The organism is Devosia sp. A369 (assembly GCF_054489345.1).
On record NZ_JBTMWV010000004.1, the window covers coordinates 291953 to 303586 of the forward strand.

Annotated in this window: 18 protein-coding genes and 1 pseudogene; 8 read left to right on the top strand and 11 right to left on the bottom strand. The window is 61.1% G+C overall.

Annotation, left to right across the window (positions count from 1 at the left end):
* Positions 1-27: 27 nt before the first annotated feature.
* Positions 28-246: pseudogene (locus ACX3OZ_RS08025) on the bottom strand (DUF1801 domain-containing protein); the annotation flags it as partial.
* Between ACX3OZ_RS08025 and ACX3OZ_RS08030 the strand changes: the two are divergent.
* Complete coding sequence (locus ACX3OZ_RS08030; protein WP_459104237.1) at positions 208-708, top strand: hypothetical protein; 501 nt, start codon at positions 208-210, stop codon at positions 706-708. The pseudogene ACX3OZ_RS08025 and the gene ACX3OZ_RS08030 overlap by 39 nt on opposite strands.
* 67 nt (positions 709-775) lie before the next feature.
* On the opposite strand, the gene ACX3OZ_RS08035 is transcribed toward ACX3OZ_RS08030, so the two are convergent.
* From ACX3OZ_RS08035 to ACX3OZ_RS08045, 3 genes are all read right to left on the bottom strand, one after another.
* Complete coding sequence (locus ACX3OZ_RS08035; RefSeq protein WP_459096925.1) at positions 776-1009, bottom strand: hypothetical protein; 234 nt, start codon at positions 1007-1009, stop codon at positions 776-778.
* Between the two features lie 75 nt (positions 1010-1084).
* A complete protein-coding gene (locus tag ACX3OZ_RS08040) occupies positions 1085-1354 on the bottom strand; it encodes a hypothetical protein (protein ID WP_459096924.1) in 270 nt (89 codons plus the stop codon).
* Positions 1355-1433: 79 nt separating this feature from the next.
* Positions 1434-1895: a hypothetical protein gene (locus ACX3OZ_RS08045; protein WP_459104238.1), complete on the bottom strand. Its 462-nt coding sequence runs from the start codon at positions 1893-1895 to the stop codon at positions 1434-1436.
* Positions 1896-2258: 363 nt separating this feature from the next.
* On the opposite strand from ACX3OZ_RS08045, the gene ACX3OZ_RS08050 reads away from it, so the two are divergent.
* Positions 2259-2882 (top strand): DUF1236 domain-containing protein, encoded by a 624-nt coding sequence (locus tag ACX3OZ_RS08050; protein ID WP_459104239.1) that lies wholly within the window; start codon positions 2259-2261, stop codon positions 2880-2882.
* A gap of 52 nt (positions 2883-2934) precedes the next feature.
* Here ACX3OZ_RS08050 and ACX3OZ_RS08055 read toward each other — a convergent pair whose 3' ends face one another.
* Both ACX3OZ_RS08055 and ACX3OZ_RS08060 read right to left on the bottom strand, forming a co-directional pair.
* Positions 2935-3147: a DUF2934 domain-containing protein gene (locus ACX3OZ_RS08055; RefSeq protein WP_459096921.1), complete on the bottom strand. Its 213-nt coding sequence runs from the start codon at positions 3145-3147 to the stop codon at positions 2935-2937.
* 55 nt (positions 3148-3202) lie between these two features.
* A complete protein-coding gene (locus ACX3OZ_RS08060) occupies positions 3203-3517 on the bottom strand; it encodes a hypothetical protein (protein ID WP_459096920.1) in 315 nt (104 codons plus the stop codon).
* 179 nt (positions 3518-3696) lie between these two features.
* Here ACX3OZ_RS08060 and ACX3OZ_RS08065 point away from each other — a divergent pair, with 179 nt between their 5' ends.
* Together ACX3OZ_RS08065 and ACX3OZ_RS08070 are read left to right on the top strand one after the other, a co-directional pair.
* Complete coding sequence (locus tag ACX3OZ_RS08065) at positions 3697-4740, top strand: DNA topoisomerase IB (RefSeq protein WP_459096919.1); 1044 nt, start codon at positions 3697-3699, stop codon at positions 4738-4740.
* Between the two features lie 133 nt (positions 4741-4873).
* Positions 4874-6295, top strand: a complete 1422-nt coding sequence (locus ACX3OZ_RS08070) for a PAS domain S-box protein (protein WP_459096918.1) — start codon at positions 4874-4876, stop codon at positions 6293-6295.
* A 51-nt stretch (positions 6296-6346) separates the two neighbouring features.
* Here ACX3OZ_RS08070 and ACX3OZ_RS08075 read toward each other — a convergent pair whose 3' ends face one another.
* From ACX3OZ_RS08075 to ACX3OZ_RS08095, 5 genes are all read right to left on the bottom strand, one after another.
* Positions 6347-6493, bottom strand: a complete 147-nt coding sequence (locus tag ACX3OZ_RS08075; RefSeq protein ID WP_459096917.1) for a hypothetical protein — start codon at positions 6491-6493, stop codon at positions 6347-6349.
* A complete protein-coding gene (locus ACX3OZ_RS08080; protein ID WP_459096916.1) occupies positions 6490-6741 on the bottom strand; it encodes a hypothetical protein in 252 nt (83 codons plus the stop codon). Before ACX3OZ_RS08080 ends, ACX3OZ_RS08075 begins: the two co-directional genes overlap by 4 nt.
* Complete coding sequence (locus ACX3OZ_RS08085) at positions 6738-6914, bottom strand: hypothetical protein (RefSeq protein ID WP_459096915.1); 177 nt, start codon at positions 6912-6914, stop codon at positions 6738-6740. The genes ACX3OZ_RS08080 and ACX3OZ_RS08085 overlap by 4 nt, the downstream gene beginning before the upstream one ends.
* Positions 6915-6976: 62 nt before the next feature.
* Complete coding sequence (locus ACX3OZ_RS08090) at positions 6977-7162, bottom strand: DUF3008 family protein (protein ID WP_459096914.1); 186 nt, start codon at positions 7160-7162, stop codon at positions 6977-6979.
* A gap of 534 nt (positions 7163-7696) precedes the next feature.
* Positions 7697-8602, bottom strand: coding sequence for a LysR family transcriptional regulator (locus tag ACX3OZ_RS08095; protein WP_459104240.1), 906 nt, complete (start codon positions 8600-8602; stop codon positions 7697-7699).
* 162 nt (positions 8603-8764) lie between these two features.
* On the opposite strand from ACX3OZ_RS08095, the gene ACX3OZ_RS08100 reads away from it, so the two are divergent.
* The 4 genes from ACX3OZ_RS08100 (at position 8765) to ACX3OZ_RS08115 (ending at position 11463) form a co-directional block, all read left to right on the top strand.
* Positions 8765-9145, top strand: coding sequence for a RidA family protein (locus tag ACX3OZ_RS08100; RefSeq protein WP_459096912.1), 381 nt, complete (start codon positions 8765-8767; stop codon positions 9143-9145).
* 182 nt (positions 9146-9327) lie between these two features.
* A complete protein-coding gene (locus ACX3OZ_RS08105) occupies positions 9328-10338 on the top strand; it encodes a TRAP transporter substrate-binding protein (protein ID WP_459096911.1) in 1011 nt (336 codons plus the stop codon).
* Between the two features lie 193 nt (positions 10339-10531).
* The gene (locus tag ACX3OZ_RS08110) at positions 10532-10987 is read left to right on the top strand and encodes a TRAP transporter small permease (protein ID WP_459104241.1); all 456 of its coding nucleotides are present in this window, start codon (positions 10532-10534) and stop codon (positions 10985-10987) included.
* Entirely contained in the window at positions 10984-11463 is a 480-nt protein-coding gene (locus ACX3OZ_RS08115; RefSeq protein WP_459104242.1) for a TRAP transporter large permease subunit, read from the top strand. The genes ACX3OZ_RS08110 and ACX3OZ_RS08115 overlap by 4 nt, the downstream gene beginning before the upstream one ends.
* The last annotated feature ends 171 nt before the right edge of the window (positions 11464-11634 follow it).

Here is an 11634-nt window from a genome sequence, read left to right on the forward strand (position 1 = left end):
TGTCCAATCCTCCAGGGTGTTACAGTGTCACAGTTTTTCGCCGGGAAGTTTGCTGGCCTGCTTCACCCATTCGGTGAACTGGGCCTCATCGAAATCGCCTTCGTAGATGTCGAGATAGCGCACTTCAGGATGCTTGGACTGGCCGGGCGGCTCGGGGCGCAGCGACGTGCCGCGAAAGAACGTCACCTTCACGTATTTTGCAAAACAATGCAGGCTGAGGAACCATATATCGTCCTCGGTTCCGTAATCCTAACGACGGCCGCCGCCTTTCTCGCGTCGATCGCTCTGCCTAGCTTCGCCCAGGATGCTGGCGCCGGAGCCGGAGCGGGCGTAACCGTCGAGACGCCGGCCGTCGACGCTCAGCTTGGTGCCGATGTGAGTGCGAATGCCGGGGATGACACCTACGGCGCTGTGACGTCATCAATTGCGGGTTCGGCCGATGTCGATCTGTCCGCTGTGGCCGATGACGCCAGCATCACCATTATTCTGCTGTCCTCGCTACAGGGCAATGCCGAGACGGAAGCTGCCGCGCTTGATGCGGCCGTGGCCGCCAACGCTGAAGCGGTCGCGACGCTGCATTCGAACATCGAAGCGAATGCGGCCATCAAAGCCAAGCTTGAAGCCGAAGGCCATAGCGCGGACGATGTCGTTGCCGTGAAGAGCAATGCCGATGGATCGGTCATCGTCTATGTCGATGACCGTGCCTAACCCACGCTAGTCTAAACCCGCAAGAGGCCCATGGAGCATCCAGCTTCATGGGCCTCTCGCCTATGTCTCAATCCTGCTGGCGCCGGCGCTCAGCCACGCGTTCGCGCCAGTGCCGCGTCTGGATTTGTCCCAGCACCAGGCGCCGAACCGTGTCTTCGGAAGTATCGACGCCCACCGGTAGCATCAGGCTGCGCCCCTCAATGCGGGCGTGGATGGTTCCGGCTTCAATGAAATAGGTCGCCTTGATGGTCTGGCCGCCATCCACGACCTGAAGGTCACGCACGATATGTTCGTCCTGCATGTCGGCCTCCTGCGCAGCGAGAATGCGGCAAGATGGTGGGCGAGTCCAGCGCAGCGTCGGCTGGCGCTTGCGCCCTTATTCCATCTCCGGCACATCGCCGTGCTGAAACAGCACCACCGGCTCGCCGAACTCCCCATTCACCAGATCAGCCGTCCGCGACCAGGCGATGACGCCGACATAGGTGCCCAGCGCTGCCATGCGTCTGGCGTCCATCTTGGCCTTGTCTTCCGACGGGACCTCGCGGGGCTCGAATGCTGGCCGCAGCTCACCTTCCTCGTCGCGGATGAAGGCGAGCAGGACGATGAGCTTGGTGGAGTTGGTTTGGGTAGTTTCGCGACGTTCCATTCCGGCACGATACCGCCACAGTGCCCGAAGTGGCAATGTGATCGATGCCGCATATGGAACTGGAATAGGTGCCGAAGCGCTACTGCTCGCGGTCATCGACGTAGAGGCGCCAGGTCGCGTCGGCATTTTGGCCTACCGCGATGGCATTCTCGGCCGACAGGCCGCTTTCCTGCAGTTTGGCCACCAACGCCTCATCCCCAGCTACCGCCGCACGAAGTGCAGCAATTGCGGCCTGATGATCGGCAGTGGCCGCATCCACCGCCGCGCCATCATGATTGACGTCGCCCTCCAGGGAACTAAGCAGGATTATGGTCAGCTCTCCTGCAGGCAACGTGGAAATTTCATCCCCGGTGCCCATCTGGCCGATGGCATCAACGACGGTGCCGTAATTCTCGATAACTTCTCCGCCTTGGTTGGCGGATGCGCCTGGGGGCGTGGCCGGCGCTTCAACCGACGGAGCCGGCGTTTCCTGGGCCAGGACTGAGTACGGAGACACGAGTGCCAATGCACTGGCGATGCCAATAGCTGCAATCTTGTTCATGATCGTTCCTCTCAGTTGCACGACGTTGCTCAGTCAACGGCAACCGCTTTCAAACGTTGCACGCGGCGTGGAAAAACCGGGCAGGGCTGGCATGTTGGGGCGCTACGCGGGTGGGATAAGGGCTCGGCTGCCATTTCGTTGGCCAGTATGGGAAACCGGAAAAACCAAACTGTTCCCTATGCCACTACGTCCGGTTGACGCGCGCTACGCCTCTCGATGGAAACGGGGTGCGCCACAGAGGGTTCCCAAAGCCTGCTGTCGGATCGGGCGAGGGCAGGGCGCCGAGCGCAAAAATCGGAACGACCTCCAAGCCCATCCGTTTGTCTCACAAGGGCTAGTAACCAAACTGAGACGAGGAAGACCATGAGACACGTGCTTTTGGCCTCTGTGGCAGTACTAATGCTTGGCGCGACTTTTCCGGCTTTCGCCCAGGATAACGGCGACGCGGATGCCAATGCCGCTGTCGGCGGCGTAGCGGGTGGCGCCGGCGGCGCGGCGCTTGGCTTCATTATCGGCGGGCCGATTGGTGCCGTGATCGGAGGGTTCAGCGGTGCCACCCTCGGGGCCGCGACCGGCGTTGCCGCGTCGACTGTCGAATATGCTGGCCTGCATCCGGTTGAGCCGGTCTATCTCGACAGTGTCGATGTCGGCTTTGTCGTCCCGCCTGACGTCGCTATCTACCCGGTTGAGGGCGACGATAATTACGGCTATATCTACGCCAATAACCGGGTGTGGATCGTGGATTTGCAAAGCCGGGCGCTGGCCATGTCGCCGGGATATCTCGTGCCGCAGGCCGCCGCTGACTATGCTGTCGCCAACCCGATTGGCTCGGTGAATATGGCCGGTGACGTCGTGGTGGGCTATGTTTTGCCCTCGGATGTTGAGCTGATCCCCATCCCCGAGAGCCCCACTTACTCCTACGTCTATATTAACGACCAGCCGGTGCTGGTGGAGAATGGCAGCCGAACGGTGGTCTATCTCAGATAGGCCTACACTTGGGGCCACCCGTCGCGCTTGGCGAGTGGCCCAAACTGTCGGACTACTGATCCCAAGTATGCAGGAAGTCCGGCTTCCCCTCCCGCAGCAGTTGATCGGCCTCTCGCTCCCGCAGGCAGCGATCGAGGGCAATGAACCAATATTCCTTTTCCCGCCCGGACTGGCGTCCGCCTTGCTCCCATAAAAAATAGGCCGTCTCGCGTACTTTTTGGTCGAACTCGTGATCTATCCATCGGTCTTGTGATCGTTCATCCATCTTACCGCTCCCTGGGTAAGCGCCCCACGCAATGGCGGGGCGCTAGGTTAACAGGCTACATGGCCGAGGCGTGGAACATGCCCTCGTCACACAACGCCACCGTGAGTTTTGCCACGTCGATCTTGGTGCCGTCTTCGGTCCAGCCAACCGTGCCGGCAGCCGGCGCTTCAGCGGCTGGAGCCGCAGCAGGGGCCTCCGCGGCGGCAGGTGGCGCCTTGCGAAGTTCGTCGCATTTGGCTTGAACTTCGGCGACTTGATCGGCTGGTACCGCCTTGCCACTGATCATGTGTTCCTCCTGGGCAAAGGCGAACCCGGGAACAGCCAATGCCGAGGCAAAGGCGGCGATGGATAGAAGTGTTCTGACTTTCATTCCATTTCTCCTTCGATCGTCCCGCTGAATGCGGGGACCAAGCAAAACGTTAACCATGCGCCGGCGGTTGCGATTGCATCGGGAAAGTGAAGAGCGTGCGGGGTAGGGAACCGGAGCCGAGGTAGAGGGTTTGTAGTGTTCGAAACGACGTCGCGTCGCCGGAAAGGATATGAAGCCCGATGCAGCCGCCCGACGACGGTTCCGCCACGCAAGCCATGACCCGGGCGATGGGCCTGGTCTATGTCACCGACGACACTGTGGGGATTGGCCGCCGCAAGGCCGGCAGGGGTTTCAGTTATCGGAATGCCAATGGCGCCACGCTGAAAGACCGCTCGACCCTCCAGCGCATTCGCGCACTGGCGATCCCGCCGGCATGGAGCGAGGTATGGATTTGCCCCGATGCCAACGGCCATCTACAGGCCACGGGACGCGACGAGAAAGGGCGCAAGCAATACCTCTACCATGCCGGTTTTCGCGAGGTCCGCGATAGCGTGAAGTTTGCCCATATGCTGGAGTTTGGCCGGACCCTTTCGACCATTCGCGCCCAAGTTGCCAACGACATGGCGCTGGCCGGCCTGCCGCGCCGGAAGGTGCTGGCAACGACGGTGCATCTGCTCGAGACCACGCTTATTCGCGTCGGCAATGACGACTATGCCAGGCAAAACGGTAGTTTTGGCCTGACCACCTTGCGCCGCCGGCATTTGCAGGTCGAGGGCACGGAGCTGCGCTTCCGCTTCAAGGGCAAAAGCGGCAAGATTTGGCGGGTGCAACTGCGCGACCGCCGTATCGCCAGGATATTGAAGGCGTGCCAGGATTTGCCCGGCCAGCAATTGCTGCAATATCAGGACGACAGCGGTGCGATCCACGATGTAACGTCGTCCGACGTCAACGCCTATCTCAAGGACATTACCGGAGCCGAGATTACCGCCAAGGATTTTCGGACCTGGGCCGGGACGGTGCTGACGACGACGGCGCTGCAGGAATTCGGTGGATTCGACAGTGTTGCCGAAGCCGAGAAAAATATCCGAACCGCCATCAAAGCCGTGGCCGTGCATTTGGGCAATACCGCCAGCATCTGCCGAAAATGCTATGTCCACCCAGAGGTTTTGCAGGCCTATCTGGACGGCAGCCTGCTGGTTGCGGCGCGCCGCACTGAATCTGGGCTGACACCACAAGAGGGCATGGTGCTGGCCCTGATGAAAAAACGCAGGGGAAAGCACTAGGTGGTGGTCGCCCAATGCTGCCCACACTAGCTATTGTTTTTATCGCCTCATAAGCCCAATTACAGTTATCGGTTATGGCAATTCGGCAGATTTCTGTTGGACCATCCGGGAGTACCACATGGCTGATTTGCCATTGAGCGACGATACGGTGCTGCTCGGTGGTAGAACCGCGCGGGCGAGCGAACCCGCGATTACCATCGAGGCTCTCCTGGAGGCCTTGCCGGAGGCGGTCTATATGACCGACCCCAATGGCCTGATCACCTTTTACAATGAAGCGGCGGCCGAACTATGGGGCACGCGCCCAGACATCGGCAGAAGCACGTTTTGCGGCTCCTGGCAGTTGCGTTGGCCGGATGGAACGCCGATGGCTCACCATGAGTGCCCGATGGCGATAGCACTGCGCGAACGCCGGCCGATACGCGATGTTGAGGCCATAGCAGAACGGCCGGACGGCACGCTCATTCCCTTCCTGGCATTCCCCACGCCGATCCTCGGCCCCGACGGAGCCTTGCTCGGGGCCGTCAATATGCTGGTCAATATCACCGACCGCCAATCCGCTGATGAGACCGCCCAGCGCTATGCGGCGATTGTTGAATCATCGGATGATGCGATCCTGGCCAAGGATTTGGATGGCACCATCATCACCTGGAACCGGGGTGCGGAACGGCTGTTCGGCTATACGGCCGCCGAAGCGATCGGCAAGCCGGTGGCCATGCTCATTCCCGCTGATCGGCCTGACGAAGAACCCAATATCATTGGCCGCATCCGGCAGGGTGAGCGGATCGACCACTATGAAACGATCCGTCAGCGCAAGGACGGCAGTTTGGTCGATATTTCTCTCAGCGTGTCGCCGATCCGCAATCGCGCGGGCCGGGTTATCGGCGCCTCCAAGATCGCCCGTGATATCACCGACCGCCGGCGCGCCGAGGAGCAGCAGCACCTGCTGTTGCGGGAAATGGATCACCGGGTCAAAAACCTGTTCACCCTGGCAAGTAGTCTGGTGACGCTGAGTGCGCGCTCAGCGGCGACGTCCGAGGAAATGGCTCAAGCCGTGTCGGCGCGGCTCAATGCGCTGGCCCAGGCACATTCACTGACGATCCGGCGTGCCGCCGGGCCGGCCGGCAACAATGACCAGGTCACGACCCTGCATGCCCTGATCCAGACCATCGCCGCGCCCTATTCCGGCCCGGCCTCCGCATCGGCACGCCTGACGATCACCGGGCCTGACATCGCGGTTGCCGGTTCTGCCGTTACCAGTTTTGCCCTGTTGCTGCACGAATTTGCCACCAACGCCGCCAAATATGGCGGGCTTTCGGTGCCCCAGGGCGGCGTCGATATTGTCTGCGAAAACGGCGAGGTGGATTTTGTTGTCACCTGGACGGAGCGTGGCGGCCCGGCCGTGGAAGGGCCGGGTGATGGCGCCGGATTCGGGTCCTTGCTCACCAAGGCGACCGTTGGCAGCCAACTGGGCGGCGCGGTCGAGCAGGTCTGGCGGCGGGAAGGGTTGCAGATTCGCCTGACGGTAGCCAAGGACAGGCTCAGTCCCAACTACTAGCCGACCCCGGCGCCGCCGGTCACGCAATAGACGTCGCCGCGCCAGCAGGCGTTAGTCCACCGGCTTTGATGGCTTGGTCTGGCCGGGCTGCTCCTGTCTCGAGCCATCCTGCTTCCGGCCCAGATCATCGATATTGTCGTCTTGCTGCTTGCCGGTCCCGGTTTCCAGCGGCGTCGGTTTGGGCTTTTCTTTCATCATTGGCTTTCTCCGCTTTCGACGATCTGGGATGTCGGCGGATGCGCTTCCAGACGAGCCAATGCCTTGCCGACCCGCCATGCGACATCCACGTCGAAGTCATCATCGGGGCTGGTGGTCTCGTAGTGCCGCAAATCCTCGGGGCTGACGCCCGCCTCGGCCGCGAATTGATCCAGGTCGAGGCCAAGCGCGATGCGGCGGTTGTGGTCGCCCTTGGGGTTTCGTCTGCTCGGATCGAGTGGCGTGGTCATTTTGCTGCTCCCTTATCCTCCCGGCGTGTTTCCAGATACTGCCAGATACCGGCCGCCACGGCCCCAGCGGCGATGCAGACCGCGATGCCAACCGGCGTATTGCCGGCGATCGAACCAATGGCGGCGCCCAATACCCCGCCCCCTAGAATTCCCCAGATGAGTTTATTGGCCATGACTGATCCTCACTGCGATTTTATTGGTGCTGACTGTGGTTTGAAGGGACTGGAGCCGGCCGCTAATGCTTTGTTTTGTGCTCCGGCTTTCCCTTGCGTTTTGTCGACGCCATCTTGCTGAGTTCCTCTTCGCTCATGGACAACATCGATTTCGAAGGGCCCTTGAGTTCACTCTTGGGCGTATCGCCACGCTTGGCCGACAAGGCGGCCCCGGCGGCTTTCTGCTGGGCTGCTGATTTGGCGGGCATCACGGGTCTCCGATCTTGATGAGATCAAGCTAAAACGCACGGCGCCGTGAGAAGTTCGCCACAATGTTTAGCACCGCGCCGGCAGGGCTGCTGGTCCGTTGTCGACGCGGTTAAGCGCACGGCCCAATACCAGCCCGACCAAACACGGCACCCCAGATCTCCCCAGTCTCGGCGCTGTGCTATGCTGGCAGCTCCCTTGGGGATTCTACATATGGCGTTGGACCATAAGGCAACCGCTCTACGGATGTGGGCGGGCGCAAAGCGCTATCTGTTCAGCACTCCGCAGCGCCGCGGGACGGCTTACGGTGTTGGAGCCGCTTGTCCCATCGACCATGCCACCCATGGGGCCTGCTGTCTTCGGAACGGCCTATGCCGTTTGGTGGGCGGTTGTTGGTCTTTCGACTATATTCGGCTGCTAGTTCGTCCACCTAAGCTCCCGTTGTTTCTATTCATGCTCAAATCTATTGGGCATGAGGGAGGATGTGATGTTGGATGACCCGGCACGCGTCCCGCAGCCCACTGCGCGGCCGCAGTTCATAGCTGGATCAGGTCCTGCAGGAACGTCGCCCTAAGATGATTTGTAAATTGCTCGACGGCGGGCGGCAGGCGCCGGGTCGCGCGGGTGCACACCTCAACCCAGGATTTCTGCAGCGTCGGATTGCGGAACGGGATGGCGGCAACGACCCCAGACGCCAAATCGCGGCTGATCGATAGACTGTGCAGCATGCTGACACCGGCGCCGGAACGGGCAAAGCCACGCAGTGCCTCGATGGAGTTGGTTTCGAGAGTCGGCGCCAGCGAGATGCGTTCCTCGCGGCAATAGGCATTGATCAGCCGGCGGATACCGAAGGTGGCTTCGGGCAGGGCGTAGGGGAAGGTGAGGGCCTCGCTGAAATCTACCGATTTTCGGCCCGCCAGCGGATGCCCAGGGGCGACGATAAGAAACAGCGGGTCGGCGAACCGCATGACAATGTTGACCTCGGGATCGGGGGTCGGCTGATAGGCGATGCCGATATCGGCGTCCCCCTCACGCACCGCCTTGGTCACCAATTCGGTGCCGGTCGAGGTCAACTGAAACGTCACCCCGGGATAGAGCTTGGTGAAGGACGACACCGCCACCGACAGATGGCCCGACACCACGCCGTCAATGGTGGTGATGCGGACATGGCCGCGCTTGAGCCCCTTGAGTTCGTCGATATCGAAGCGCAGCCGGTCTTTTTCAAACAGCACGGACTGGGCGTACTGGATGTAAATCTCCCCGGCGGGGGTCAGGTTGACGCCGCGTGAACTGCGCTCGAACAGGTCGGTGCCCAGCTCCAGTTCGATATTCTGGATATGGCGGCTGATCGCCGAGGGGGCGACATGCAGATTATCGGCCGCCACCCGGATGGAGCGGCAGCGCGCGACTTCGACCAGATAACGGAGCGGGTTCAGCATCATGTGGTGTTCTCATAATTAGAGCGCTCTGTAATAATATCTCTGCTTGTGTGAACGCAAGGCTCTCAGTTACCAAATGTCGCGTGCCCTTCGCCGCTGTCGTTTGCGACGCAGCGCGATCCGGCCAATGCGAAGCCGAAGTTCTAGCGAAGGCAGAAATAGCCAATGACCAAAACCAAAGTGAACACTCCAAGCGCGCCCAAGCCTCGCGGAGCCTATTCCGCAGCGATCAGGTGCGGCGACTTCGTCTATGTCGCGGGCCAGAGCTCGCGCGATATGGATCTCAATGTCATCGGCGAGACCATCGAAGAGCAGACCCGCACCACACTCAAGAATGTGGAATCGATTCTGCGCGATGCCGGCCACGGCCTGGGCGACATCGTCAAAGCGACAGTGCATCTGTCCGATTTGTCGGAGTTTCGCCGCTACGACGCCGTCTATGCCGAACTCGTGCCTGAGCCGCTGCCGGTCCGGACCACGGTGGGCAGCGTTCTGGCGCCGGGCGTCATGATCGAGATCGATGTGGTGGCCTACGCGCCACAATAACCCTGGCCTCCGCATTGCTGATGCGGACGCTCACGACCTGGCTGGACTTGGGGGAACAGGACCAGCCAATTTGCCGTAATCGAACCCGACGCAGAGCACCCGGCCACAGGGCTTCAAGAGGTGACGCGCTCGGTAGACTGGCTCAGGACGGCCGTCCTGAGGACAAAATGGGAGGATTAACAATGTCGCTCTTTACCAAATCACTGGCCGCCATGGCAGTGGGACTAGCGCTCAGCACCGGCGCCTATGCAGCCGAGATCACCGCCCGCCTGGGGCATCTGGACCCGACCACCACGGCCAAGCATATCGGGCTGCTCAAGGCTGCCGAATTGATCAAGGACCGTACCGATGGGCGGATCGAGATCACCGTTTTCCCCTCGTCGCAGCTTGGCGACTCGCGGGAAATGACTGAAGCGGTGCAACTGGGGGCGCTCGATGCCGTCATCACGCCGGCCTCGTTCCTCGGTGGGTTCGACCCGGCCGTGTCGATCTTTGATATCCCCTACATCTTCCCCTCGGACCGCGAAATTTCGCGCGAATTGCGCGAGGGTCCGTTTGGCGAAGCCGTGCTGGAAACCTTCCGCAGCCGGGGCTTTGAGCCGGTGGCGCTGTGGTCCGGTGGCCGCAAGGTGTTCTCGTCCAACAAGGCGCTCGATACCGTCAAGGACTTCGCCGGCCAGCGCTTCCGCGTCATGGATTCCAAAATCCTGATCGGCCAGTTTGCCGCCCTCGACGCCTCGGCCATCGTGCTGTCGTTCGGAGAGCTCTATACCTCGCTGCAAAACGGCGTCATCGATGCGCAGGAAAATCCGCTCGACATCATCCAGCGCATGAAGTTTTTCGAAGTGCAGAAAAACGTCGCCGTCACCGAGCATGGCGTCATCATTGAGGTGCTCCTGTTCAGCCCGAGTTTCTGGCAGAGCCTGTCGGCGGATGACCAGGCCATCGTGCGGGCCGCGTTCCTCGAACTGGCGCCCGAAGTTGAGGCCGGCAAGGAGGCCGACGCTGCCGCATCGCTCGAATTCCTGACCAATGCGGGCCTCAACGTGCGCGTTGCAGATGAGGCGGAACGCCAGGAACTCCGCGACGTCATCTACCCACCGGCCCGCGACGCCTATTTCGACATGGCGGGCGATGAAGGCAAGAAGCTGATCGCGCTCTACGAAGAGCAGTTGCAGCTTCTCACCAAATAGTAGGCGCATTCAAAACGGGATGCCGAGGCTAACCTAACCGCACCCGTTGGCAGGCCGTGCCGCACGGCCTGCCACTTGCCTGCATCTTTGGGGAGAAATTCACTATGATAGAAACGCTACGGCGAGGTCTGGCGAGGACCGCTGATATCTGGGGCGTCATCGAGCGCTATGTGACGGGCCGCTGGTGACCGTCATGGTCCTGCTCTATGCCTTAAACGTGCTAGTACGCCTGTTCCTGCCGACCTATGCCAGCAATTTCGCCTGGATCGACGAGGCGGCGCGCTACATGCTGGTCTGGGCGGTGTTCCTGGGCTGCGGCATGACGCTGGAAATCGGCCGCCATATTTCCGTCGACCTGTTTATCGGCCGCTTCTCGGCCAAGGCCACCCGCATCCTTTACGGTACCATCGACGTGGTCGGCGTGCTGTTTTGCGCGGGCGCCTCGTATTACTCGCTGCAATTGGTGCTGTTCGTGGCCAAGACCGGGCAGATCAGCCCGACGCTCGGGGTCCCGACTTTTATTCTTTATGTCGCCCCCTGCATCGGCTTTGCGTCGCTGGCTTTTCAATTCCTGCTGCGACTGACCAATGTGCGGGATGCGCGCCGGACCCCGGTTCGGCCTGAGTGGGCTGGGAGTGAACTGGGATGATCTGGCTCATAGGTATCGTCACCGCCGTCATGCTGTTTGTCGGCTTCGAAATGTTCCTCGTGCTCGGCGTGCCGGGCTATCTGATCAAGGTAGTGTATTTCGGCTCCCTGCCTGAAGTCGTGCTGATCCAGAAAATGGTTGGTGGGATCAACCACAACGTGCTGCTGGCTATTCCGTTCTTCATGTTCGCCGCCGAAATGATGTCCGGTGGTCGGCTGGCCGGTCTACTCGGCGGCGCGGCTCAAAACCTGTTCCGCCGCGTACGCGGCGGCCCGGGCTACGCCACCATCGCCGGATGCATGGCGTTCAGCGCGGTGTCCGGTTCGGCGCCCGCAACGGTCGCCGCGCTGGGGCGGATCATGTATTCACCGATGCGGCGATCAGGCTATAGCGAAAAGTTCACCCTCGGGCTGATCGTCTCGGCGGCGGAAACTGCACTGCTCATTCCACCGAGCATTTTGTCAACGGCGGAGTAAAATCCGGCCATTAGGCGGAGCAAGACCAGGCCACCTTTGGCGCGCACATGAGACCGCCGGGAGGGCATAGCCCGAGCGGGGGTCTCATGTGCGCGTGCGATTTTTGAGGTGTCTCAGCCGGCCTTTCGGGCGCGGCTTTGAGCGAGACGATAGCTGTCGCCATTCATCTCG

Excerpts from the sequence above, each read along its gene's own strand:
- ACX3OZ_RS08050 (WP_459104239.1), top strand. The coding sequence starts at position 2,259 with ATGAGACACGTGCTTTTGGCCTCTGTGGCAGTACTAATGCTTGGCGCG.
- ACX3OZ_RS08085 (WP_459096915.1), bottom strand. The coding sequence starts at position 6,914 with ATGGCCAATAAACTCATCTGGGGAATTCTAGGGGGCGGGGTATTGGGC.
- ACX3OZ_RS08080 (WP_459096916.1), bottom strand. The coding sequence starts at position 6,741 with ATGACCACGCCACTCGATCCGAGCAGACGAAACCCCAAGGGCGACCAC.
- ACX3OZ_RS08090 (WP_459096914.1), bottom strand. The coding sequence starts at position 7,162 with ATGCCCGCCAAATCAGCAGCCCAGCAGAAAGCCGCCGGGGCCGCCTTG.
- ACX3OZ_RS08100 (WP_459096912.1), top strand. The coding sequence starts at position 8,765 with ATGACCAAAACCAAAGTGAACACTCCAAGCGCGCCCAAGCCTCGCGGA.
- ACX3OZ_RS08110 (WP_459104241.1), top strand. The coding sequence starts at position 10,532 with ATGGTCCTGCTCTATGCCTTAAACGTGCTAGTACGCCTGTTCCTGCCG.
- ACX3OZ_RS08095 (WP_459104240.1), bottom strand. The coding sequence starts at position 8,602 with ATGATGCTGAACCCGCTCCGTTATCTGGTCGAAGTCGCGCGCTGCCGC.
- ACX3OZ_RS08030 (WP_459104237.1), top strand. The coding sequence starts at position 208 with ATGCAGGCTGAGGAACCATATATCGTCCTCGGTTCCGTAATCCTAACG.
- ACX3OZ_RS08105 (WP_459096911.1), top strand. The coding sequence starts at position 9,328 with ATGTCGCTCTTTACCAAATCACTGGCCGCCATGGCAGTGGGACTAGCG.
- ACX3OZ_RS08075 (WP_459096917.1), bottom strand. The coding sequence starts at position 6,493 with ATGATGAAAGAAAAGCCCAAACCGACGCCGCTGGAAACCGGGACCGGC.
- ACX3OZ_RS08040 (WP_459096924.1), bottom strand. The coding sequence starts at position 1,354 with ATGGAACGTCGCGAAACTACCCAAACCAACTCCACCAAGCTCATCGTC.
- ACX3OZ_RS08045 (WP_459104238.1), bottom strand. The coding sequence starts at position 1,895 with ATGAACAAGATTGCAGCTATTGGCATCGCCAGTGCATTGGCACTCGTG.
- ACX3OZ_RS08035 (WP_459096925.1), bottom strand. The coding sequence starts at position 1,009 with ATGCAGGACGAACATATCGTGCGTGACCTTCAGGTCGTGGATGGCGGC.
- ACX3OZ_RS08060 (WP_459096920.1), bottom strand. The coding sequence starts at position 3,517 with ATGAAAGTCAGAACACTTCTATCCATCGCCGCCTTTGCCTCGGCATTG.
- ACX3OZ_RS08065 (WP_459096919.1), top strand. The coding sequence starts at position 3,697 with ATGCAGCCGCCCGACGACGGTTCCGCCACGCAAGCCATGACCCGGGCG.
- ACX3OZ_RS08055 (WP_459096921.1), bottom strand. The coding sequence starts at position 3,147 with ATGGATGAACGATCACAAGACCGATGGATAGATCACGAGTTCGACCAA.
- ACX3OZ_RS08115 (WP_459104242.1), top strand. The coding sequence starts at position 10,984 with ATGATCTGGCTCATAGGTATCGTCACCGCCGTCATGCTGTTTGTCGGC.